We start from the raw sequence: 20,605 nt of genomic DNA, 5'->3' as shown, positions 1-20,605 counted from the left end.
CGCGCGTACGGTTGAAGCGTGACGAGCCCCACCGCGACGCGCGCTCCTGCGCCGACCCCGCCGCCCACGGGAGGCGGCGGATCGCTCTCGCGCGCCGGTGCGACGCGCGGCAAGCTCGTGACCGACATCCTGCTCGCTGCCCTGTTCTCGCTCGTGTCGCTGCCGTTCGCGCTCCTCGGGAACTGGGTCGACCTCGTCGCACTCTCCCTCTTCGGCATCGCGCTCGCGGTGCGGCGACTTTCGCCGGGGTGGGCGCTCGCGCTCGCGTGGATCGCGGCGCTCGCGCAGATGATCGCGCTCCGCGACCTCCAGTTGTACGACGCCGCGGTGCTCGGGGTGCTGTACTCGACGGCGTCGCACGGCGGTCGGCTCGTGAAGTGGCTCGGCCTCGCGTCGGCGGGCGTCGGCGCGGTGATCGCGACGCTGTATCTCGGGCTCGTGAAGTCGATCTTCGGCACCTACGAGGGGGTGCCCGACAACATCCTGCAGACCCTCCTCGTGCTCGGCATCCTCTTCGTGGGGGCGATCGCGGTGCTCGTGCTCGCGTGGGTCGCAGGTCTCCTCGTGCGGGCGGTGCGCGACTCGCGCGAGGTGCGGCGGCGCGAAGAGGTCGCGACCCGGGAGCGGGAGCTCGCCCAGTACCGGTACGTCGTCGAGCAGGAGCGCAACCGCATCGCGCGCGACATGCACGACGTCGTGGCGCACTCGCTCGCGGTCGTCATCGCACAGGCCGACGGCGCGCGGTTCGCGGCGTCGACGCGGCCCGAGACGGCGATCGACGCGCTCGGCACGATCTCGGGGGTCGCGCGCGGGGCGCTCGGCGACGTGCGGCTCCTCCTCGCAGAGCTCCGCCACGCCGAGGGCAACGCGCCGCAACCCGTGCTCGACGATCTCGACGAGCTGCTCGGGCAGCTGCGGAACGCTGGGCTCGACGTGCGATTCTCCGAAGACGGCGAGCGCGTTCCGCTCGGCACGGGCCATCAGATCGCGGTCTACCGCATCGTGCAGGAGGCGCTCACGAACGCGCTCCGGCACGGCGACACGACGCTTCCCGTGCTCGTCGGGTTCGGGTGGAGCGCGTCGGGGGTGCGTATCGAGGTCGTCAACGCGATGCGGGCGGATGACTCGTCCGAATCGAGTGGGACGCGCCACGGCATTCCCGGTATGCGCGAGCGCGCGCAGCTCACAGGAGGGTCGCTCACGGCCGACGTCGGATCCGACCGACGATTCCACGTCGTCGCGGTGATCCCGTCGATCCCCGCCGCACCGATCGCACAACCCGGAAGGTCCCTATGAGTCGCATCCGCGTCGCGCTCGTCGACGACCAGGCGCTGTTCCGCGCGGGCGTCCGCATGCTCGTCGATTCGCAGCCCGACCTCGAGTTCGCGGGCGAGGCGGGCGACGGGGTCACGGCGGTCGCGCTCGTCGAGCGCGAGCGCCCCGACGTCGTGCTCATGGACGTGCGGATGCCGCTCGCCGACGGCATCCAGGCGACCGAGCGCATCCTCGCAGAGGCCGACCGAGCGGGCCGCGCTGCGCCGCGGATCCTCGTGCTCACGACGTTCGACCTCGACGAGAACGCAGCGCGGGCGATCCGCGCGGGGGCGAGCGGGTTCGTCTTGAAAGACGCCGACCCCGAGTTCCTCCTCGCCGCGATCCGCACGGTGCATCAGGGCAACGCCGTGCTCGCGGCGACCGCGACGCGCGAGCTCTTCGCGCACCTCGGGCGGGGCGGGGGCAGGCGTCCGGCACCGGCGGCCTGGAACGAGCTCACCGTGCGCGAGCGTGAGATCTTCGCCCTCGCGGCGAAGGGGCTCTCGAACGCCGAGATCGCGCAGGCGGAGTTCCTCTCGGAGGCGACCGTGAAGACGCACGTGAGCCGCGTCCTCGCGAAGCTCGGGCTGCGCGATCGCGTGCAGTTGGTCGTCTTCGCGTACGAGCACGAACTCTCGGAATGAGCGCGGATCATCCGCTCGGATGACCGCTGACGCGACCGCGGCCGGATGTCTCGGGGGCGATCGCATCCGTAGCGTCGAAGGCATGCAGATCCAACCATCCGACCTCGGACTCATCTCCCGCGCGGTCGCCCTCGGCAAGCGCTACGGCACCGGCAGCGGCGCCGTCACGGCGCTCGACGACGTGTCGATCGGACTCCGCCGAGGCGAGTTCACCGCCGTCATGGGCCCGTCGGGCTCGGGCAAGTCGACGCTCATGCACATCATGGCGGGGCTCGACACCCCGACCTCGGGCGAAGTCTGGATCGGAGACACCGAGATCACGGCGCTCTCCGACAGCGCGCTGACCGTCCTGCGACGGCGACGCATCGGGTTCGTGTTCCAGTCGTTCAACCTCCTCCCGACACTCGACGTGCGCGGGAACATCCTGCTGCCGTTCGAGCTCGACGGACGGCGCCCGAGCCGCGACGAGCAGGCGTGGATCGACGAGCTCGTCGACACGCTCGGCCTGCGGGCGCGACTCGGGCACCGACCGCACGAGCTCTCGGGCGGGCAGCAGCAGCGAGTGGCGATCGCCCGTGCGCTCGCGACGCGCCCCGACCTCGTCTTCGCCGACGAGCCGACCGGCAACCTCGACTCCCGCACGGGGCGGGAGGTCCTCGGGCTGCTCGCGGACGCGAGCCGCCGGTCGGGCCAGTCGATCGCGATGGTCACCCACGACCCGGTCGCGGCGAGCCACGCCGACCGCATCCTCTTCCTCGCCGACGGCCGGGTCGTGAACGATACCGGTCGGCTCAGCGCCGAGGAGATCTCGTCGTACATGCTGCAGATGGAACGGGCCGCCTGATGCGCTCGCGGTTGAAGGACCACGGGCCGACCCTCGCGGTCGCGGTGCTCGCCGGCACGTTCGGCGTGCTGCTCCTGCAGATCACGGGCGCACTCGGCTCCGCGATCGCGGGCGACGACGTCACGGGGGCGAGCAACACCGTGCAGTTCCTCCTCGCCATCCTCGCGTGGGTGTTCATCGTCATCGCGATCTACGTCAGTGCGATCGTCACGGCGAACACGGTCGCGACGGTCGTCGCGGGCCGCACCCGGCAGATCGCGCTCCTCCGGCTCATCGGGTCGAGTGCACGGGCCGAGCGCGTGCGGATCGCGCGGGAAGGACTCGCGGTGGGATGTGTAGGAGCAGTCGTCGGGGTGTTCGTCGGCACCGCGCTCGCGATGGCGGTCGAGGCTGCGGCGGTCGCCGCCGGGCTCTTCCCCGCCACGCGGCACGACTACCTCGACCCGTGGATCGCCTTGCCGGCGGCGGCGGTCGTCCTGACGACGTGGCTCGCCGCGTGGGCGGGATCGCGGCGCGTGCTGCACGTTCGGCCCATCGAGGCGCTCGGCGACGCGAACGAATCATCGAGCGAGGAACTCGCCAAGCGGCCCGTGCGGAACGTGTTCGCTGTGATCCTCGTCGTGCTGGGGACGCTGCAGCTCGCGGCGGGTGTGCTCGTCGGTCTCGTCTCCCCGCTCGGCGTGCTCATCGGACTGGTCGGCGGCATCGTCTCGTTCACGGGCGTCGTGCTCGCGGCAGGGGCGATCATGCCGCCCGTGCTGCGTCTCGTCGGGCGTCTGCTCGGCCGCACGCCCGCGGCTCGGCTCGCCGCCGAGAACGCCGTGCGGAACCCCGAGCGGTCCTCGCGCATGACGATCGGCCTCGTGATCGGCGTCACGCTCGTGACGACGTTCTCGGTCACGATGGAGTCGTACCGCGCGATCATCCGCACGGCGCAGCAGGCGCAGCCCGAGGTCTACGAGGGCGTCGAGCCCATGCTCGACGCGACCGTCGCCGTGTTCACGGTGCTCATCGGATTCAGCGCCCTCATCGCGGCCGTCGGCATGGTGAACACACTCTCGCTGAGCGTGTTGCAGCGCACGCGCGAACTCGGCCTCCTCCGCGCGCTCGGCTTCGATCACGGACAGCTGCGCTGGATGATCGTCGCCGAAGCGGCGGCGCTGACGCTCGCGGCGACCCTCGTGGGGCTCGTGCTCGGGTTCGTCTACGGATGGGCGGGCGCGCAGGCGCTCCTCGGAGGCATCAACGGCGTCGGGGAACTCGTCGTTCCGGGCGTGCCGTGGCTGCTCGTCGGCGGGATGTTCGTCGCCGCGGGCGCACTCACGGCGATCGCGTCGGTCGCTCCCGCGCGTCGGGCGATGCGCGTCGCGCCGGTCGTCGCGCTCGCAGTCGACTGAGCGGCCTGCTCAGGGCGCGACCGCCGCACAGACCGGGTCGGGCGGATGCTTCGGGGGAGGCGTCCGTCCGATCCGTTCGCCCGAGGCATCCGAGCACCTCATCGCGCTGGTTTCGAACCTCAGCGCGACGGTGTTAGCCTTGCTTCGTGCTTCACGGCCTGCTTCTCCTTAGCTGCCGCAGCGAGTCCTAGTTCGAAGGCCTCCCTCGCTGCGGAGTTCGTCGTCGGCTGAATCCGAAGAGAAGCGAGAAGAGCGTCCAATGAAGAACACCCAGAAGCCCTCGGCCATGCCGATCCACCGGTACCGGCCGTACCACGAGCAGTTGCGCGTCGATCTGCCCGACCGCACGTGGCCCTCCAAGCGCATCGAGGTCGCCCCGCGCTGGTGCGCCGTCGACCTGCGCGACGGCAACCAGGCCCTCATCGACCCCATGAGCCCCGAGCGCAAGCGCATCATGTTCGACCTGCTCGTGAAGATGGGCTACAAGGAGATCGAGGTGGGGTTCCCGAGCGCGAGCCAGACCGACTTCGACTTCGTCCGCAGTCTCATCGAAGAAGACGCGATCCCCGACGACGTCACGATCCAGGTGCTGACGCAGGCGCGCGACCACCTCATCGAGCGCACCTACGAGTCGATCCAGGGCGCCAAGCAGGCGATCGTGCACCTCTACAACTCGACGAGCGTGCTCCAGCGCGAGGTCGTGTTCCGCACCGACAAGCAGGGCATCATCGACATCGCCCTGCACGGCGCCCGCAAGTGCCGTGAGATGGAGGCGACCGTGCCCGGCACAGCCGTCTACTACGAGTATTCGCCCGAGAGCTACACGGGCACCGAGCTCGAGTTCGCGGTCGACGTGTGCAATCAGGTCATCGAGATCTTCGAACCGGTGCCCGAGCGCAAGGTCATCATCAACCTGCCTGCGACGGTCGAGATGGCGACGCCGAACGTCTACGCCGACTCGATCGAATGGATGTCCCGCCACCTCGCCCACCGCGAGAACGTCATCCTCTCCCTCCACCCCCACAACGACCGCGGAACGGCGATCGCCGCCGCAGAGCTCGGCTACATGGCCGGCGCCGACCGCATCGAGGGGTGCCTCTTCGGCAACGGCGAGCGCACGGGCAACGTCGACCTCGTCGCGCTCGGCATCAACCTGTTCACCCAGGGCATCGACCCGCAGATCGACTTCAGTGACATCGACGACGTCAAGCGCACGGCAGAGTACTGCAACCAGCTGCCAGTGCCCGAGCGCAGCCCGTGGGCGGGCGACCTCGTCTACACGGCGTTCTCGGGTTCGCACCAAGACGCCATCAAGAAGGGCTTCGAGGCGATGGCCGTCCGCGCCGAGGCCGAGGGGAAGAGCGTCGACGACCTCGAGTGGGCGGTCCCGTACCTGCCCGTCGACCCGCGCGACCTCGGCCGTTCGTACGAGGCCGTCATCCGCGTCAACTCGCAGTCGGGCAAGGGCGGCGTCGCCTACCTGCTGAAGAACGACCGCAAGCTCGACCTGCCGCGCCGCCTGCAGATCGAGTTCTCGGGCGTCGTGCAGCAGAAGACCGACTCCGAGGGAGGCGAGGTCACGAGCGACGAGATCTGGGCGATCTTCACCGACGAGTACCTGCCGGCGCCCGAGCACCGTCCCGACGAGAAGTGGGGCCGCTTCGAGTTGTTGAGCCTCCGCACCGAGAGCGATCTCTCGGGCGAGGTGCGCGTGCAGGTCGGCCTCCGCGACGGCGCGGAGCGCCGTGAGGCGTCGGGGTCGGGCAACGGCCCCATCGCGGCGTTCCTGTCGGTGCTCGCCGCCGAGGGCGTCGACGTCCGCGTGCTCGACTACAGCGAGCATGCCCTGTCGGCGGGCGGCGACGCCCAGGCCGCGGCATACGTCGAGTGCCAGGTCGACGGACGCACCCTGTGGGGCGTGGGCATCGACGCCGACATCTCGACGGCGTCGCTCAAGGCGGTCGTGTCGGCCGTCAACCGCGCGCTCCGGTTCTCGAACGTGCGGGAGTTCGCCGACGCGCGCTGAGCAGCGACGCATGTGAAGCAACCACGGACGGCCGGTTGCGACTCGCGACCGGCCGTCCGTCGTCACCGCCAGAACCCGGCGAGCACCTCGGCGAGGGCGGCACCCTGCTCGTATCCGGCGTGGGCGGCGGCCGGGCGCAGCGAGAGGTTCATCGCGTTCGCGCCGAACAGGTGCTCGGCGTCGGGCTCGGGGACGACGACCTCCACCCGGCTTCCGTTCGCCCTGAGCACGTCGACCTGGGCCGCGAGGTGCGTGCGCCAGGCTTCGGGATGCAGCGACCTTCCCCCGAGCGGAGAGAGCACGAGCACCCGCTCGCTACCGGCGGCGAGGTCGGCGTTCTCGGCGTTCGCCCGATACCCGCCGTCGAGGTGGGCGCCGTCGCCGATCCGGTAGGCGATTCGGCCACCGGAAGTGCTCGCTGCGACGGCGTCGACGAGATCCACGCCGCTCGTGCGGTCGAAGACGACCGGTTCGCCCGTTCGGGCATCGAGGGCGGCGATGAGGATGTTCCGTTCGGGCCAGACCGCGCCGGGGAACCGCGCGGCGACGGTCCCGCGCCACCGCGCCGACCACGAGGCATCCGTGTCGTCGTCGTGCTCGAGCGCGGCAGCACTGATCTTCCGTCGGAAGTCGGAAAGGTCGGCGGAGCCGGCGATGAGCGCGCGCAGGCGTTCGAGGTGATCGACGACCGGGCGTGCGCGGGTGGGTGAGGGCGACCCGCTCGGACGAGGGGGAGGCGTCGCGGTCGCCGCGGAGAAGAGTTCAGCCGGGCTCGAGCCGGCGAGCTGGGCGGCGGCGGTCGCCCCGGCCGACGTGCCGACCGTGACATCCGGTGCCGTGACATCGAGACCCGCGTCGAACAGGCCGGCGACGACGCCGATGAGCCAGGCGTTGCCGGTCGAGCCGCCGCCGCCGAGCACGAGTGCGCGGCCGCCTGCGGGCGTGGGAGAAGAGGGAAGGTGCATGGGAGTCGCCTTTCGCGAGTGCGGAGGGGTTGCTCCCTGCACGACTACGGGAGTCGCGCGATCGTGTGCGGCGAGGGAGCACCCGGTGCGGATACTGCGTTCACGGGACTCACCTCCTCGGGTCGACGGATCACGATCGACGAAGGCTAACACGGGCCGTCACTCGCGCACTGTGCGCCCCGAGAACCGCTGCTGCAGGAGCACGGCGATGACGATGATGACGCCCTTCGCGATGGCCTGCACGGACGAGTCGAGGTTGTTCTGGACGAACACGTTCGTGAGCGTCGAGAAGATGAGCACGCCGAGCACGGTGCCGACGATCGTCCCGCGCCCGCCTGTCAGCAGCGTGCCGCCGACGACGACCGCGGCGATCGCGTCGAGCTCGTAGAGCTGTCCGTTGGTCGAGGAGCCGGCGGTCGTGCGGCCGAGGATGAGGATCGCCGCGATGCCCGCCGAGAGTCCCGCGAGCCCGTAGAGGTAGATCGTGTGCCGCTTCACGTTGATGCCCGCGAGGCGCGCGGCCTCGCGGTTGCCGCCGATCGCGACGGTGCGGCGCCCGAACGTCGTGCGGTTGAGCAGGATCCAGCCGGCGACCGAGACGATCGCGAAGATCCAGATGAGGATGTCGATGCCGAGGAAGTCGCTCGTGACGAGCTCCTTGAACGGGCCCGAGCCGAGCACGAGCGTTCGGCGTTGGGCGAGTACTTCTGCGAGGCCGCGGGCCGCGACGAGCATCGCGAGGGTGGCCATGAACGCGACGACGTTGCCGTAGGCGATGATGACGCCGTTGAGCACGCCTGCGGCGAGTCCGACGAGGAGCGGGATGAAGATCAGGATGACCCAGGTCGACTCGTCGGCGAGGTCCTGCACGACCGTGAGGGTCGCGACCACCGATGCAAGGCCAAGCACCGAGCCGACCGAGAGGTCGATGCCGCCGGCGATGATGACGAACGTCATGCCGATCGCGAGGACGCCCCACACCGACGCCTGCCGCACGATCGTGAGGAACGTGTTGACCGTGAGGAAGTTGTCGCCCGCCGTGATCGCACCGACCGCGATGATCGCGAGCAGGGCGACGATGAGCCCGAGGTTGCGTCCGACCGGACCGCCGAGGAACCGGCGGAACGCCGACTGCGACTCGCGCGGGTCGACGACGACGGAGCCCGTCGTGATCGGGGCCGCGTCAGCGGTGACGGATGTCTCGGTGCGGGTGTTTTGCTCGTTCACGCGGCGGTTCCCTTCATGACGAGGTCGAGCACTCCGTGCTCGTCGATTGCCGATGCCGGCACGGTCCGGACGATACGGCCCTCGGCGACCACGAGGACGGTATCGGCGAGCCCGAGCACCTCTTCGATCTCGCTCGAGACGATGACGACGGCGTTGCCGGCTGCGGCGAGTTCGCGGATGAGGGCGTAGATCTCGGCGCGGGCGCCGACGTCGACGCCGCGCGTGGGCTCGTCGAGGAGGAGGACGTTCGTGCCGTGCACGAGCCAGCGGGCGAGGAGGATCTTCTGCTGGTTGCCGCCCGAGAGGGTGATGGTCTCGCGGTCGGGGTCGGCGGGCCGGAGTTCGAGGGCGTCGATCTGCTCGCGCGCGGTCCGCCGTTCGGCGCGTTCGTCGAGCCATCCGCCCTTCGCGAAGCGTGCGAAGCTCGAGAGCGTGACGTTCCGGTAGATCGGCTCCTCGAGGATGAGTCCCTGGCTCTTGCGTTCCTCGGGCGAGAGGCCGACGCCCGCGGCGACGGCGTCGACGACCGAGCCGTTCCGCAGCGCCCGCCCGCCGATCCTCACCGATCCGCGCGAGGCCCTCCGGGCGCCGTAGACCGTCTCGAGGATCTCGGATCGACCTGAGCCGACGAGCCCGGCGAGGCCGACGATCTCACCGGCGCGAACCGTGAAGTCGACGCCGTCGAAGAGCCCGTCGACGCCGAGTCCTTCGACCTCGAGCACAACGGGTGCGCCGGTGGGAACGGGCGTCGCGGCGGGGAAGACGTTCTCGACGTTCCGGCCGGTCATGAGCCGGATGAGTTCGGGCGTCGGCGTGTCGGCGACGGCGAGGCCGGTCGCCATCGTGCGGCCGTCCTTCAGAACCGTGATGCGGTCGCCGATCTGGCGGATCTCCTCGAGCCGGTGCGTGATGTAGACGACGGCGATGCCGGCCGCGGCGAGCTCCCGGACGACGCGGAAGAGGTTCTCGACCTCTTCCGAGTCGAGCACGGCACTCGGCTCGTCCATGATGAGCAGTCGCGTGTCGTGCGAGAGCGCTCGGGCCATGCTCACGATCTGCTTGTTCGCAGCGCTCAGCGAGCCGACTTCGCGATTGGGCGAGAGATTCGGATGGCCGAGGCGCTTGAGCAGTTCGCGCGTGCGCCGTGCCGCCAGGCTGCGCTTGGTGAACCCTGCGGTCTGGAGCTCGTGGCCGAGGAAGATGTTCTCGGCGATCGTGAGGCCGTCGACGACGTCGAGCTCTTGGTACATCGTCGCGATGCCGAGGTCGATCGCCGCCTGCGGGCCGCCGATCACGACCGGTTCGCCGTTCCACACGAGCTCGCCCTCGTCGGGGGAGTGGACGCCCGCGAGGATCTTGATGAGCGTCGACTTCCCTGCGCCGTTCTGCCCGAGGAGGCAGTGCACCTCGCCGGCCCTGACCTCGAGATCGACTCCTTTCAGGGCTCGAACGCCCGCGAACGTCTTGACGACATCGCGCACGACCAGAAGCGGAGCGGCATGGTCGACATCGATCATGCCGGGCAACGTAGCAGAATCCGGATGTCTCCGCAGTAGCCGCGCGGTCACAGTCGGACAACACCCGCGCAAACATCGCGCTGCCCGGAAAACCGGGGTTCGAAAGGTTTCGACGAACCTTCGATTCATCCGACCAAAGACCTAGACCGCGCCGAAGTGCTCTGTTATGTTGCGCACAACGCCAATTGGGTTCGGTCGGTGGGGCTCCAGCTTCGACCCGCGTTCCGGGGGCTTCGCGATCGGGCGAGAACTGCATTCACTCAAAGGAGAGAGACAGCATGATGAAGACCCGTACTCGCATCAGCCGACTCGCCGTCGGTTCCGCAGCAGCGATCGCAGCCGTCGCTCTGCTCGCCGGCTGCACCGCCGGAGGCGACGAGGAGGACGTCACCGACCAGGGGACCTCGGCCGAGGAGAACCAGGAGTCCGGCGAGACCGTGACCATCGGCTTCTCGGGCCCCGCCGCCGACCACGGCTGGCTCGGCGCCATCAACTCGGGCGCGCAGGCCGCAGCCGCGAGCTTCCCCGACGTCGACCTCCAGGTCGCCGAAGGCACGAACGACGTCAACGCGCAGATCGCCGCGATCGAGACGTTCATCAACGACGGCGTCGACGCGATCGTCGTGCTGCCGTCCGACGGCGCCGCGCTCACCGAGGTCGCGATCAAGGCGATGGAGGCCGGCATCCCGGTCATCAACGTCGACCGCGAGTTCTCGAGCCCGTTCGCCGCGCGCGCGACGATCCTCGGCGACAACTACGGCATGGGGGTGAGCGCCGGCACGTACATCTGCGAGCAGCTCGGCGACAACCCCGACGCCGTCGTCGCCGAGATCGCCGGCATCGACTCGCTCCCGCTCACGCAGGACCGCAGTGCCGGCTTCGCCGACGCGCTCGACGACTGCGGCCTCTCGGTGACGAACCGCGTCGCGGCCGACTTCACGGTCGCGGGCGGCGAGGCCGCGGCCTCGCAGCTGCTGTCGGCGGCGCCGCACATCGACGCCATCTGGAACCACGACGACGACCAGGGCATCGGCGTCCTCGCGGCGATCGACGCCGCGGGCCGCGACGAGTTCTTCATGGTCGGCGGCGCCGGCTCGCGGAACGCCATGGAGGCCATCCAGGCCGACGACACCGTGCTCAAGGCGACGATCATCTACCCGTCGACGCAGGCCGCCGACGGCATCGCCCTCGCACGACTCATCGCCCAGGGCAAGACCATGAGCGACCTCATCACCCCGAGCGTGCCGAACCGCATCGTGCTCGACGCGCCCGTCGTGACCAAGGAGAACGTCGACCAGTTCATCGACCTCTCGTTCGAGTCCTGACCAGGCGTTGCGGGGGCGTCCGCGAATCGCGGACGCCCCCGCAACCACGACGTCCTCGACCCCCGTTGAACAGGAGACCCGCGTGACCGACACGCTCCGCGTGGCCATGATCGGCTACGGCTTCATGGGCGCCGCCCACTCGCAGGGATGGCGCGTCGCCCCCCGCTTCTTCGATCTTCCGGCCGAGCCCCAGATGCAGGTCGTCGTCGGACGGCACCCCGGTGCCGTCGCCTCCGCCGCGGCCAAGTGGGGCTGGGAGGAGAGCGCCACAGACTGGCGCGAGGTCATCGCACGCGACGACATCGACGTCGTCGACATCGTCACCCCCGGCGACACGCACGCCGAAATCGCGATCGCGGCCCTCGACGCCGGGAAGCACGTGCTGTGCGAGAAGCCGCTCGCGAACACCGTCGACGAGGCGGAGGCCATGGCGGACGCTGCCGAGCGGGCCGCGGCACGGGGCATCCGCTCGATGGTCGGCTTCACCTACCGGCGCGTCCCCGCGGCGACCTTCGCGCGCGACCTCGTCGCCGCGGGGCGCATCGGCGAGATCCGCCAGGTGCGCGCCGCGTACCTGCAGGACTGGCTCATCGACGCAGAGTCGCCGCTCACCTGGCGACTGCAGAAGGAGCGGGCCGGCTCCGGCTCGCTCGGCGACATCGGCGCGCACGCCGTCGACCTGTCGGAGTACATCACGGGCCTGAAGCTCGCGAGCGTCTCGGGCGTGCTCGACACCCTCGTGACCGAGCGCCCGCTCCTCGGCGAGACGATCGGGCTCTCCGGCACGGCGTCGGCGGAACGCGGCGCCGTCACGGTCGACGACGTCGCCCTCTTCACGGGCCGCTATGAGTCGGGCGCACTCGGCACCTTCGAGGCGACGCGCTTCGCAACAGGGCGCAAGAACGCGCTCCGCGTCGAGGTGTCGGGCTCGCTCGGCGCCGTGTCGTTCGACCTCGAGCGCATGAACGAGCTCCAGTTCTACGATGCGACCCTGCCGCCGCTCGAGCAGGGCTTCCGCACGATCTACGTCACCGAGCACGACCACCCGTACCTCGCGCCATGGTGGCCCGCAGGCCACATGCTCGGCTACGAGCACGGCTTCTCGCACCAGGTGAAGGACCTCGTCGAGGCGATCGTCGACGGCACCCAGCCTCGGCCGTCGTTCGCCGACGGCCTGCACGTGCAACGCGTCCTCGACGCCGTCGAGCGCAGCTCGAACGCGGGCAGCGCGTGGACGGCGACGGGGGACTGAGCGACCCCGAGACAGGCGCGACCCCGAGACATCCGACACATCGAGACATCCGAAGACGCAGCGAAGCACGGAAGGAACACGACGATCATGACCCGACCGATCACCCTCTTCACCGGCCAGTGGGCCGACCTTCCGCTCGAGGAGGTCGCACGCCTCGCCTCGGGCTGGGGCTACGACGGCCTCGAGCTCGCGTGCTGGGGCGACCACCTCGACCCGTGGCAGTGGGAGGATGACGCGTACGTGCAGGGCAAGCTCGACCTGCTCGCGAAGTACGACCTGAAGGTCTACGCGATCTCGAACCACCTCAAGGGCCAGGCGGTGTGCGACGACCCCATCGATCAGCGGCACCGCGACATCCTCTCCGACACGGTGTGGGGCGACGGCGATCCCGAGGGCGTGCGGCAGCGCGCCGCCGAGGAGATGAAGCACACGGCGCGCCTCGCCGCGAAGCTCGGCGTGAAGACCGTCATCGGCTTCACGGGATCGTCGATCTGGAAGTACGTCGCGATGTTCCCGCCGGCCTCGCAAGAGCTCATCGACGCGGGCTACCAGGACTTCGCCGACCGCTGGAATCCCATCCTCGACGTGTTCGACGAGGTCGGCGTGCGTTTCGCCCACGAAGTGCACCCGAGCGAGATCGCGTACGACTACTGGACGACCGTGCGCACGCTCGAGGCGATCGGGCACCGCAAGACGTTCGGCCTCAATTGGGACCCGAGCCACTTCATCTGGCAGGGACTCAACCCGGTCGACTTCATCCTCGAGTTCAAGGACCTCATCTATCACGTCGACTGCAAGGACGTGAAGCTCAACCTCGGCAACGGCCGTAACGGCCGACTCGGTTCGCACCTGCCCTGGTCGGACCTCCGGCGCGGGTGGGATTTCGTCTCGACGGGGCGAGGGGATGTCCCGTGGGAGACCGCGTTCCGCGCCCTCAACCAGATCGGCTACGACGGGCCCATCTCGGTCGAGTGGGAGGACGCCGGAATGGACCGCCTCGTCGGCGCGCCCGAGGCGCTCGAGTTCGTCAAGCGCAACGCGTTCGACGCGCCCGCGGCCGCATTCGACGCGGCGTTCAGCAGTCGCTGAGCGGGCACCCTCGCACGCGTCAGCGCCGCACGATCGGGATAAGCCCGGTCTCGGTCGCGACCTTGCGCCGGTAGAGCATGCGCTGCTCGGGCAGCGACACGTCGAAGATGACGGCGAGCCAGCGGATCACGGTGGTCACCGCGACGGCGATGAGCCCTGAAATGAAGATCGGCACGTCGAAGAGATGGAGGATCGCGAGGACTGCGCAGCCGGCGCCCGCGGCGACCGCGTAGAGCGAGCCGACGTGCATGATCGACACCGGAAGGCTCATGAGCATGTCTCGCAGGATGCCGCCGCCGACTGCCGAGCAGATGCCGACGAAGATCGACGGGATGATCGGCACCCCGAGGCTCAGCGCCTTCGACGTGCCGAACGCGCCGAAGAGACCGATCACGAGCGCGTCGAGGCCGACGATGACGGCGTTGACCCGCTGCAGCGGAGCGGCGAGGAGCATCCCGATGAACGCGGCGACGACGACCACCGGCAGGTACCACTCGCTCTGCAGGCTCGCGGGCGGCAGCCCGAGCATGAGGTCGCGGATGAGGCCGCCGCCGAGGCCCATGACGGTTCCGATGATCGCGACGCCGAGGAGGTCGAGTCGGCGTTCGCCGCGGAAGCCCGACGCGAACAGGGCGCCTTGAATACCGCCGAGGCCGACGGCGGTCAGTTCGAGCCACAGCGGGATCGTGAATTGCTCGGTGTCCACGCACACAGTGAATCACGGGCGGATGCCTCGGGCTGCGACATCCGATCGCGTTGCCGACGTCGTGGGCGACGGGTGGGAGAATCGAGGAGTGCCGGTCTATCGAGATGAAGCGGTGGTGCTCCGCACCCACAAGCTGGGCGAGGCCGACCGCATCGTGACGCTCCTCAGCCGTCGGCACGGCAAGATCCGGGCTGTCGCGAAGGGCGTGCGGCGTACGGCGTCGAAGTTCGGGTCGCGTCTCGAACCGTTCATGGTCGCAGACCTCCAGCTCTACGAGGGCCGCACCCTCGACGTCATCACCCAGGCCGAGACGCTCGGCGCGTACGGTGCCGAGATCTCGCAGGACTATGCCGCGTACACGGCCGCGAACGCGATGGTCGAGACCGCCGACCGTGTCACCGAAGAAGAAGGGTCGCTGCAGCAGTACCTGCTGCTCGTCGGCGCCCTGCGCTCGCTCGCGCGCCATGAGCACGGCCCGGCGCTCACCCTCGACTCCTATCTCTTGCGCGCGCTCGCCCTCGCGGGCTGGGCGCCGTCGTTCCAGGACTGCGCGCGATGCGGGCGTGCGGGCGAGCACACCGCGGTCGTCGTGCAGCTCGGCGGCGTCGTGTGCGACGACGAGTGCGCACCGCCCGGCGCCCCCGCATCGCGCGCACGACGATCGCCCTCCTCGGGGCGCTCCTCGCGGGCGACTGGGACTTCGCCGAAGCAGCCCCGAACGCGACCGGAACCAGGCGAGCGGCATCGTCGCGGCGTACGTGCAGTGGCACCTCGAGCGCGGGCTCCGGTCGCTGTCGCACGTCGACCGCGAGTCGCGGCACGCGGTGGAGACGGCCGTCGCCGAGACATCCGAGGCATCCGAGACCTCCGAAACCGCACCCGAGAAAGCAGTCGTGCCCGAGTGACCCCGAAGCCCTACACGCACAAAGACGCCGTCCCGTACCGCCCGGTCGACTGGACGGGGCTCTACCCGCCCGCGTTCCCGAAGGGGTCGGTGCCCGAGCACGTCGCGATCGTCATGGACGGCAACGGCCGCTGGGCCAACCGCCGCGGGCTCACGCGCATCGAGGGGCACAAGGCGGGCGAGGCGGCCCTGCTCGACGTCGTCGCAGGCGCGATCCAGGCGGGCGTCAAGCACCTCTCGGTCTACGCCTTCTCGACCGAGAACTGGAAGCGCTCGCCCGACGAGGTGCGCTTCCTCATGGGCTACAACCGCGATGTGCTCCACCGCCGCCGCGACCAGCTCAACGAGTGGGGCGTCCGCATCCGGTGGGCGGGCCGCACCCCGCGCCTCTGGAAGTCGGTCATCGACGAGCTCAAGTACGCCGAGCGACTCACGGCCGGCAACTCGACGCTCACCCTCACGATGTGCGTCAACTACGGCGGCCGCAACGAACTCGTCGACGCCGTGAGGTCGATCGCCGACGACGTGGCATCCGGGCGGCTCCGGCCGTCGGCCGTCTCCGAGAAGCTCATCCAGAAGCGGCTCTACGTGCCCGACCTGCCCGACGTCGACCTCTTCGTGCGTTCGTCGGGCGAGCAGCGCACGTCGAACTTCCTCCTGTGGCAGTCGGCGTACGCCGAGATGGTGTTCCTCGACACGCTCTGGCCCGACTTCTCCCGCACCGACCTGTGGGAGGCGGTCGGCATCTATCTCAGCCGCAACCGCCGCTTCGGCGGGGCCGTCGACGCGCCGACGGCCGAGAGTGCTCGAGAGACCGAGACGGACGACACCGGGTTGTAGTCGCTCACGCTTCTCCCGGAAACGTCCCCGCAAGCCACCGCTCGGCCGCCTTCGGCGAGCGCAAACGCACGACCCGAAGACCCGGGTTCGCAGCGGCGGCCCGAGCGACCTGCGCCGCGTGCCCGGAGTGCGTGCGCCATGCCCAGCGCACGATGTGGTCGCGGTCGGTGAAGATCGTCGCGAGCGGCGCTTCGCGGTTGCCGTTCCACAGTTCCTCGCGGCGCACCCGACGCCGAACCGTGCGTCGGACGACACGCGACATCACGAGCGAGCGCCGATAGTCGAGGAAGACGAGGGTGTCCGCGCGTGCTGCGAGCAGGTCGCGAACGAGTCCGTACTGCCATTCGATGACCCACATGTCGCCGCTCGTGAATGCGTCGACGTCGGCTTCGAAGGTCGGCCGCGGCGTCCAGTCGGGGCCGTGGAAGAGTGCATCGATCTCTTGATACCGTGCCCCGGATGCCTCGGCGATCCGCCGTGCGAGCGTCGACTTGCCCGACCCGCTCGTGCCGGCGACGAGCACACGGCGAGGAACGTCGGCGGGAGGCATCCGCCAATGGTAACGATCGGTCACCTGGCTTCGGTTCACGACGTAGGAAGATCTCTGCGGCACGCCGATGCGCAGCGGCGCGCCGGGCGGCGTCTCCTACGCGATGATCGGCGAGCGGCCGAGACGAGGAATACGGACGCATGGATCCCACGTTGCACGTGGTGTGACTTCGAATTCCCCCATCAAGATCGACATCTGGTCCGACATCGCGTGCCCGTGGTGCTACATCGGCAAGCGGCACCTCGAGAGCGGCCTCGCCGCGATGGGCGACGGCGCCCCCGACGTCGAGATCGAGTACCACTCGTTCGAGCTCTCGCCCGACACCCCGCTCGATTTCGAAGGCTCGACCATCGAGTACCTCTCCGAGCGAAAGGGCATGCCCGTCGAGCGTGTCGAGCAGATGCTCGAGCACGTGACCAACGTCGCCGCGAACGCGGGCCTCGACTACCACTTCGAGAAGGTCGCGCACACGAAGACCCTGAAGGCCCACGAGCTCCTGCACTTCGCGAAGGCGCACGGCAAGCAGCTCGAGCTCAAGGAGCGGCTGCTGAAGGCCTACTTCGTCGAGGGCGGCCGCGTGAACCGCCTCGACCAGCTCGTCGGCTACGCAGAAGAGGTCGGGCTCGACGGCGCCGAGGCACGGGCCGCCCTCGACGACGGCCGCTACGCGACCGACGTGCAGGCCGACATCGCGCAGGCGGGTGCCTACGGCATTCAGGGTGTGCCGTTCTTCGTCTTCGACGGCAAGTACGGCGTCTCGGGCGCGCAGCCCGCCGAGGTGTTCGCGAACGTGCTGACGCAGGTCGCGGGCGAGAAGGACGGAGCGGCCGCGTGAGCGACACGAAAGTTCCGGATGTCGCGCCCGTGCCCTTCACGATGGTCACGGGCGCGCCCGGCGCGATGGTGTGCGAGGGCGATGTCTGCTACATCCCGGGCATGGACGCCGAGACATCCGACGCGTCGAGGGTCTGAACGCGACCCTTACTCGGGCTCGGTGATGTCGGCGACGATCGCGCCGTACGCGGCGATGAGGGCGTCGGCGTCGACGAACAGGCTACGGCCGTGCTCGCCGGCGCCCATCGACACGCGTCGGCCGACGATGGTCTCGTCGGCGACGACGGGCCACGCGGTCGTCGAGCCGATGGGCGTGATGGTGCCGCGTTCGTAGCCCGTCGCGGCGAGCGCGAGCGACGCGTCGGGCAGTTGCAGCTTGTTGACGCCGAGGAGTGCGCGGAGCTTCGGCCAGCTGATCTTGCGGCCGCCGGGCACGAGGGCGAACACGTAGGTGTCGTCGCTGCGCTTGACGACGAGGGACTTCACGATGTCGCCGGGCTGGATGCCGAGAATCTCGGCGGCCTCTTCGAGGCTGCGCGCGGCGGTGCGTTCGACGATCTCGATGTCGAGCCCGCGCGCCGCGGCATCCGCGCGCACGCGCTCGGCACCGCTCGGGATCTCGTGGTTCGCCTCGCTCATCGTTCCTCCACAGCGCTCGTTCTCGCATCCTATGCGCGCGCCCCGACGTGTCGGGCGGATCCTCGGGGAAGTCTGGGAGAATCGGTGACGATGTCTGCACCCACCACCGCCACGCGCGGCCCGCTCACGATCGGCGGGCTCGTCCTCGACGTCCCCGTCGTGCTCGCCCCCATGGCGGGCATCACGAACACGGCGTTCCGTCGCCTGTGCCGCGAGTTCGGCGCGGGCCTCTACGTGAGCGAAATGATCACGAGCCGCGCGCTCGTCGAGCGCACGCCCGAGTCGATGCGCCTCATCACGCACCATGAGTCCGAGACGCCGCGCTCGATCCAGCTCTACGGCGTCGACCCGAAGACGGTCGCCGAGGCGGTCACGATGCTCGTCGCCGAAGACCGCGCCGATCACATCGACCTGAACTTCGGATGTCCCGTGCCGAAGGTCACCCGCAAGGGCGGGGGAGCGGCGCTCCCGTGGAAGTCGGGGCTCTTCCGCGACATCGTCGAGGGTGCGGTCAAGGCCGCGGGCGACATCCCCCTCACGATCAAGATGCGCAAGGGCATCGACCAAGACCACCTCACTTACCTCGAGGCGGGTCGCATCGCCGAGGGCGCGGGCGTCGCGTCGATCGCGCTCCACGCGCGCACGGCGAGCGAGTTCTATTCGGGCCACGCCGACTGGTCGGCGATCGCGAAGCTCAAAGAGACCGTCACGACGGTTCCGGTGCTCGGCAACGGCGACATCTGGTCGGCCGACGACGCGCTGCGCATGGTCGACGAGACGGGGTGCGACGGTGTCGTCGTCGGTCGCGGATGCCTCGGCCGCCCGTGGCTCTTCGGCGATCTCGCGGCGGCGTTCCGCGGCGCTCCGACGGGCTTGAGCACCGCGACGGCGCAGCCGAGTCTCGGCGAGGTCGCGAAGACCTTCCGCCGTCACGCCGAGCTCTTGACCGAGTTCTTCGACAGCGAAGAGCGGGGGTGTCGAGACATCCGGAAGCACGTCGCCTGGTACTTCAAGGGGTACCCCGTCGGCGGCGAACTGCGGGCGAAGCTCGCGACCGTCGAGTCGCTCGCCCACCTCGACGACCTCCTCGCGACGCTCGACTGGGACATGCCCTACCCCGGTGAGGGCGCTGAAGGTCCGCGCGGGCGCGCGGGCACGCCCAAGCAGCCCGCGCTGCCCGACGGCTGGCTCGACTCGCAAGAGCTCGCGGGCCACGACCGGGTGACCCTCGTCGACGCCGAGCTCGACACGAGCGGCGGGTGAGCGCGCGCGAAGCGCGGCTGTTCGGCGGGTACGACGACGCCGACGCCGAGCGCATGCACCCTGAAGAGCACTACTCCAGGCGCAGCGACTTCGCGCGCGACCGTGCTCGGCTGCTCCACTCGAGTTCGCTCAGACGGCTCGCGGCCAAGACCCAGGTGCTCAGCCCGACCGCGGGCCTGGACTTCGCGCGCAACCGGCTCACGCACTCGCTCGAGGTCGCGCAGATCGGTCGTGAGCTCGCGACGAACCTCGCGCTCGATCCCGACGTCGTCGACACGGCCTGCCTCGCGCACGACCTCGGGCACCCGCCGTTCGGCCACAACGGCGAGAAAGCCCTCAACACGTGGGCCGCCGACATCGGCGGGTTCGAGGGCAACGCGCAGACCCTCCGCATCTTGAGCCGTCTCGAGCCCAAGGTCTTCGGCGACGACGGCCGCAGCTATGGGCTGAACCTCACGCGGGCGAGCCTCGACGCCAGTTGCAAGTACCCGTGGCCCGAGGCATCCGCCGTCGCCGACCCGTCGGGGCGGCAGAAGTTCGGGTTCTACGACGACGACGTGGCCGTGTTCGAGTGGCTCCGCAGGGGCGCGCCCGAGCGGCGCCTCTGCATCGAAGCCCAGGTCATGGACCTCTCCGACGACATCGCCTACTCGGTGCACGACTTCGAGGACGCCATCTTCAACGGGTTCATCGACGTCGCGGCGCTCGGCGCGCGCGCCGATCACGAGGCGCTCATCGAGGCGATGAGCGAGTGGATCGGGGGTTCGATCCCGCGCGACGAGCTCACTGCGGCGTTCGACCGGCTCGACTCGCTCGACGTGTGGATCGACTCGTGGGACGGCTCGCGGCGCGACCAGGCGAGACTCAAGAACCTCACGAGTCAGCTCATCGGGCGCTTCGCCCACGCCGCGACGGTCGCGACGCGCGACGCGTTCCCGAACGCGAGCCTCATCCGCTTCGACGCCGACGTCGTCGTGCCGCGCGGGATCCAGGCCGAGATCGCGGTGCTCAAGGGCATCGTCGCGGCGTTCGTGATGGCGAAGAACACGCGCCAGCCGATCTACGCGCAGCAGCGGCACATCCTGACGGGTCTCGCCGACGTGCTGTATGCGTCCGGCGACGACCTCCTCGACCCCGGCTTCGCCGAAGACTGGCGGGCGGCGGGCGACGATCGCGCACGCAAGCGCGTCGTCGTCGACCAGGTGCAGAGCCTCACCGACCAGTCGGCGCTCGCCTGGTACGAGCGGCTCGTGCAGCGCTGAGCGCACC

General features: G+C 69.8%; 19 protein-coding genes and 1 pseudogene. 14 read left to right on the top strand and 6 right to left on the bottom strand.

Annotated elements, in window-relative coordinates:
• Positions 1-18 precede the first annotated feature (18 nt).
• From ET445_RS13130 to leuA, 5 genes are all read left to right on the top strand, one after another.
• Positions 19-1,296, top strand: a complete 1,278-nt coding sequence (locus ET445_RS13130) for a sensor histidine kinase (protein ID WP_129191678.1) — start codon at positions 19-21, stop codon at positions 1,294-1,296.
• Positions 1,293-1,958, top strand: coding sequence for a response regulator (locus ET445_RS13125; protein ID WP_129191677.1), 666 nt, complete (start codon positions 1,293-1,295; stop codon positions 1,956-1,958). The genes ET445_RS13130 and ET445_RS13125 overlap by 4 nt, the downstream gene beginning before the upstream one ends.
• A gap of 82 nt (positions 1,959-2,040) precedes the next feature.
• Positions 2,041-2,802 (top strand): ABC transporter ATP-binding protein, encoded by a 762-nt coding sequence (locus tag ET445_RS13120; protein ID WP_129191676.1) that lies wholly within the window; start codon positions 2,041-2,043, stop codon positions 2,800-2,802.
• Positions 2,802-4,199 (top strand): ABC transporter permease, encoded by a 1,398-nt coding sequence (locus tag ET445_RS13115; RefSeq protein ID WP_129191675.1) that lies wholly within the window; start codon positions 2,802-2,804, stop codon positions 4,197-4,199. The genes ET445_RS13120 and ET445_RS13115 overlap by 1 nt, the downstream gene beginning before the upstream one ends.
• 259 nt (positions 4,200-4,458) lie before the next feature.
• Positions 4,459-6,225 carry a 2-isopropylmalate synthase gene (gene leuA, locus ET445_RS13110; protein WP_129191674.1) on the top strand — a complete coding sequence of 589 codons (1,767 nt, stop codon included), beginning with the start codon at positions 4,459-4,461 and terminating at the stop codon, positions 6,223-6,225.
• A gap of 62 nt (positions 6,226-6,287) precedes the next feature.
• Here leuA and ET445_RS13105 read toward each other — a convergent pair whose 3' ends face one another.
• From ET445_RS13105 to ET445_RS13095, 3 genes are all read right to left on the bottom strand, one after another.
• Positions 6,288-7,190, bottom strand: a complete 903-nt coding sequence (locus ET445_RS13105) for a patatin-like phospholipase family protein (protein ID WP_129191673.1) — start codon at positions 7,188-7,190, stop codon at positions 6,288-6,290.
• A gap of 159 nt (positions 7,191-7,349) precedes the next feature.
• Positions 7,350-8,417 (bottom strand): ABC transporter permease, encoded by a 1,068-nt coding sequence (locus tag ET445_RS13100; RefSeq protein ID WP_129191672.1) that lies wholly within the window; start codon positions 8,415-8,417, stop codon positions 7,350-7,352.
• Positions 8,414-9,934, bottom strand: a complete 1,521-nt coding sequence (locus tag ET445_RS13095) for a sugar ABC transporter ATP-binding protein (protein ID WP_129191671.1) — start codon at positions 9,932-9,934, stop codon at positions 8,414-8,416. Before ET445_RS13095 ends, ET445_RS13100 begins: the two co-directional genes overlap by 4 nt.
• 278 nt (positions 9,935-10,212) lie before the next feature.
• On the opposite strand from ET445_RS13095, the gene ET445_RS13090 reads away from it, so the two are divergent.
• The 3 genes from ET445_RS13090 (at position 10,213) to ET445_RS13080 (ending at position 13,600) form a co-directional block, all read left to right on the top strand.
• On the top strand, positions 10,213-11,259 hold the full coding sequence (locus ET445_RS13090) for a substrate-binding domain-containing protein (RefSeq protein WP_424922852.1): 1,047 nt from the start codon (positions 10,213-10,215) through the stop codon (positions 11,257-11,259).
• 106 nt (positions 11,260-11,365) lie between these two features.
• Positions 11,366-12,511, top strand: a complete 1,146-nt coding sequence (locus ET445_RS13085; protein WP_129192564.1) for a Gfo/Idh/MocA family protein — start codon at positions 11,366-11,368, stop codon at positions 12,509-12,511.
• 87 nt (positions 12,512-12,598) lie between these two features.
• The gene (locus ET445_RS13080; RefSeq protein ID WP_129191670.1) at positions 12,599-13,600 is read left to right on the top strand and encodes a sugar phosphate isomerase/epimerase family protein; all 1,002 of its coding nucleotides are present in this window, start codon (positions 12,599-12,601) and stop codon (positions 13,598-13,600) included.
• A gap of 19 nt (positions 13,601-13,619) precedes the next feature.
• On the opposite strand, the gene ET445_RS13075 is transcribed toward ET445_RS13080, so the two are convergent.
• Positions 13,620-14,306 (bottom strand): trimeric intracellular cation channel family protein, encoded by a 687-nt coding sequence (locus ET445_RS13075; RefSeq protein ID WP_129191669.1) that lies wholly within the window; start codon positions 14,304-14,306, stop codon positions 13,620-13,622.
• 88 nt (positions 14,307-14,394) lie between these two features.
• On the opposite strand from ET445_RS13075, the pseudogene recO reads away from it, so the two are divergent.
• Together recO and ET445_RS13065 are read left to right on the top strand one after the other, a co-directional pair.
• A pseudogene (gene recO / locus ET445_RS13070) lies at positions 14,395-15,211 on the top strand (DNA repair protein RecO).
• On the top strand, positions 15,208-16,050 hold the full coding sequence (locus ET445_RS13065) for an isoprenyl transferase (protein ID WP_129191668.1): 843 nt from the start codon (positions 15,208-15,210) through the stop codon (positions 16,048-16,050). The pseudogene recO and the gene ET445_RS13065 overlap by 4 nt, the downstream one beginning before the upstream one ends.
• Positions 16,051-16,054: 4 nt before the next feature.
• Here the strand turns inward: ET445_RS13065 and ET445_RS13060 are convergent, their stop codons facing one another.
• Positions 16,055-16,600: a P-loop NTPase family protein gene (locus ET445_RS13060; protein ID WP_129191667.1), complete on the bottom strand. Its 546-nt coding sequence runs from the start codon at positions 16,598-16,600 to the stop codon at positions 16,055-16,057.
• A gap of 163 nt (positions 16,601-16,763) precedes the next feature.
• Here ET445_RS13060 and ET445_RS13055 point away from each other — a divergent pair, with 163 nt between their 5' ends.
• Both ET445_RS13055 and ET445_RS17305 read left to right on the top strand, forming a co-directional pair.
• Positions 16,764-17,435: a DsbA family oxidoreductase gene (locus tag ET445_RS13055; RefSeq protein ID WP_243695201.1), complete on the top strand. Its 672-nt coding sequence runs from the start codon at positions 16,764-16,766 to the stop codon at positions 17,433-17,435.
• A complete protein-coding gene (locus ET445_RS17305; RefSeq protein WP_165314403.1) occupies positions 17,432-17,572 on the top strand; it encodes a hypothetical protein in 141 nt (46 codons plus the stop codon). Before ET445_RS13055 ends, ET445_RS17305 begins: the two co-directional genes overlap by 4 nt.
• Before the next feature lie 9 nt (positions 17,573-17,581).
• Here the strand turns inward: ET445_RS17305 and ET445_RS13050 are convergent, their stop codons facing one another.
• The gene (locus ET445_RS13050) at positions 17,582-18,073 is read right to left on the bottom strand and encodes an aminoacyl-tRNA deacylase (protein ID WP_165314402.1); all 492 of its coding nucleotides are present in this window, start codon (positions 18,071-18,073) and stop codon (positions 17,582-17,584) included.
• A gap of 90 nt (positions 18,074-18,163) precedes the next feature.
• On the opposite strand from ET445_RS13050, the gene dusB reads away from it, so the two are divergent.
• Together dusB and ET445_RS13040 are read left to right on the top strand one after the other, a co-directional pair.
• A complete protein-coding gene (gene dusB, locus ET445_RS13045; protein WP_129191666.1) occupies positions 18,164-19,336 on the top strand; it encodes a tRNA dihydrouridine synthase DusB in 1,173 nt (390 codons plus the stop codon).
• Positions 19,333-20,598: a deoxyguanosinetriphosphate triphosphohydrolase gene (locus ET445_RS13040; RefSeq protein WP_279433475.1), complete on the top strand. Its 1,266-nt coding sequence runs from the start codon at positions 19,333-19,335 to the stop codon at positions 20,596-20,598. The genes dusB and ET445_RS13040 overlap by 4 nt, the downstream gene beginning before the upstream one ends.
• The last annotated feature ends 7 nt before the right edge of the window (positions 20,599-20,605 follow it).

This window comes from Agromyces protaetiae, assembly GCF_004135405.1.
Taxonomy (GTDB): Bacteria; Actinomycetota; Actinomycetes; order Actinomycetales; family Microbacteriaceae; genus Agromyces; species Agromyces protaetiae.
Note: the sequence above shows the minus strand (reverse complement) of the source record. Positions and strands in the feature narration are given on the sequence as shown.

Coding starts and splice junctions, on each gene's coding strand:
- ET445_RS13125 (WP_129191677.1), top strand. CDS start 1,293: ATGAGTCGCATCCGCGTCGCGCTCGTCGACGACCAGGCGCTGTTCCGC.
- ET445_RS13120 (WP_129191676.1), top strand. CDS start 2,041: ATGCAGATCCAACCATCCGACCTCGGACTCATCTCCCGCGCGGTCGCC.
- ET445_RS13115 (WP_129191675.1), top strand. CDS start 2,802: ATGCGCTCGCGGTTGAAGGACCACGGGCCGACCCTCGCGGTCGCGGTG.
- leuA (WP_129191674.1), top strand. CDS start 4,459: ATGAAGAACACCCAGAAGCCCTCGGCCATGCCGATCCACCGGTACCGG.
- ET445_RS13105 (WP_129191673.1), bottom strand. CDS start 7,190: ATGCACCTTCCCTCTTCTCCCACGCCCGCAGGCGGCCGCGCACTCGTG.
- ET445_RS13095 (WP_129191671.1), bottom strand. CDS start 9,934: ATGATCGATGTCGACCATGCCGCTCCGCTTCTGGTCGTGCGCGATGTC.
- ET445_RS13090 (WP_424922852.1), top strand. CDS start 10,213: ATGATGAAGACCCGTACTCGCATCAGCCGACTCGCCGTCGGTTCCGCA.
- ET445_RS13085 (WP_129192564.1), top strand. CDS start 11,366: ATGATCGGCTACGGCTTCATGGGCGCCGCCCACTCGCAGGGATGGCGC.
- ET445_RS13080 (WP_129191670.1), top strand. CDS start 12,599: ATGACCCGACCGATCACCCTCTTCACCGGCCAGTGGGCCGACCTTCCG.
- ET445_RS13060 (WP_129191667.1), bottom strand. CDS start 16,600: ATGCCTCCCGCCGACGTTCCTCGCCGTGTGCTCGTCGCCGGCACGAGC.
- ET445_RS13050 (WP_165314402.1), bottom strand. CDS start 18,073: ATGAGCGAGGCGAACCACGAGATCCCGAGCGGTGCCGAGCGCGTGCGC.
- dusB (WP_129191666.1), top strand. CDS start 18,164: ATGTCTGCACCCACCACCGCCACGCGCGGCCCGCTCACGATCGGCGGG.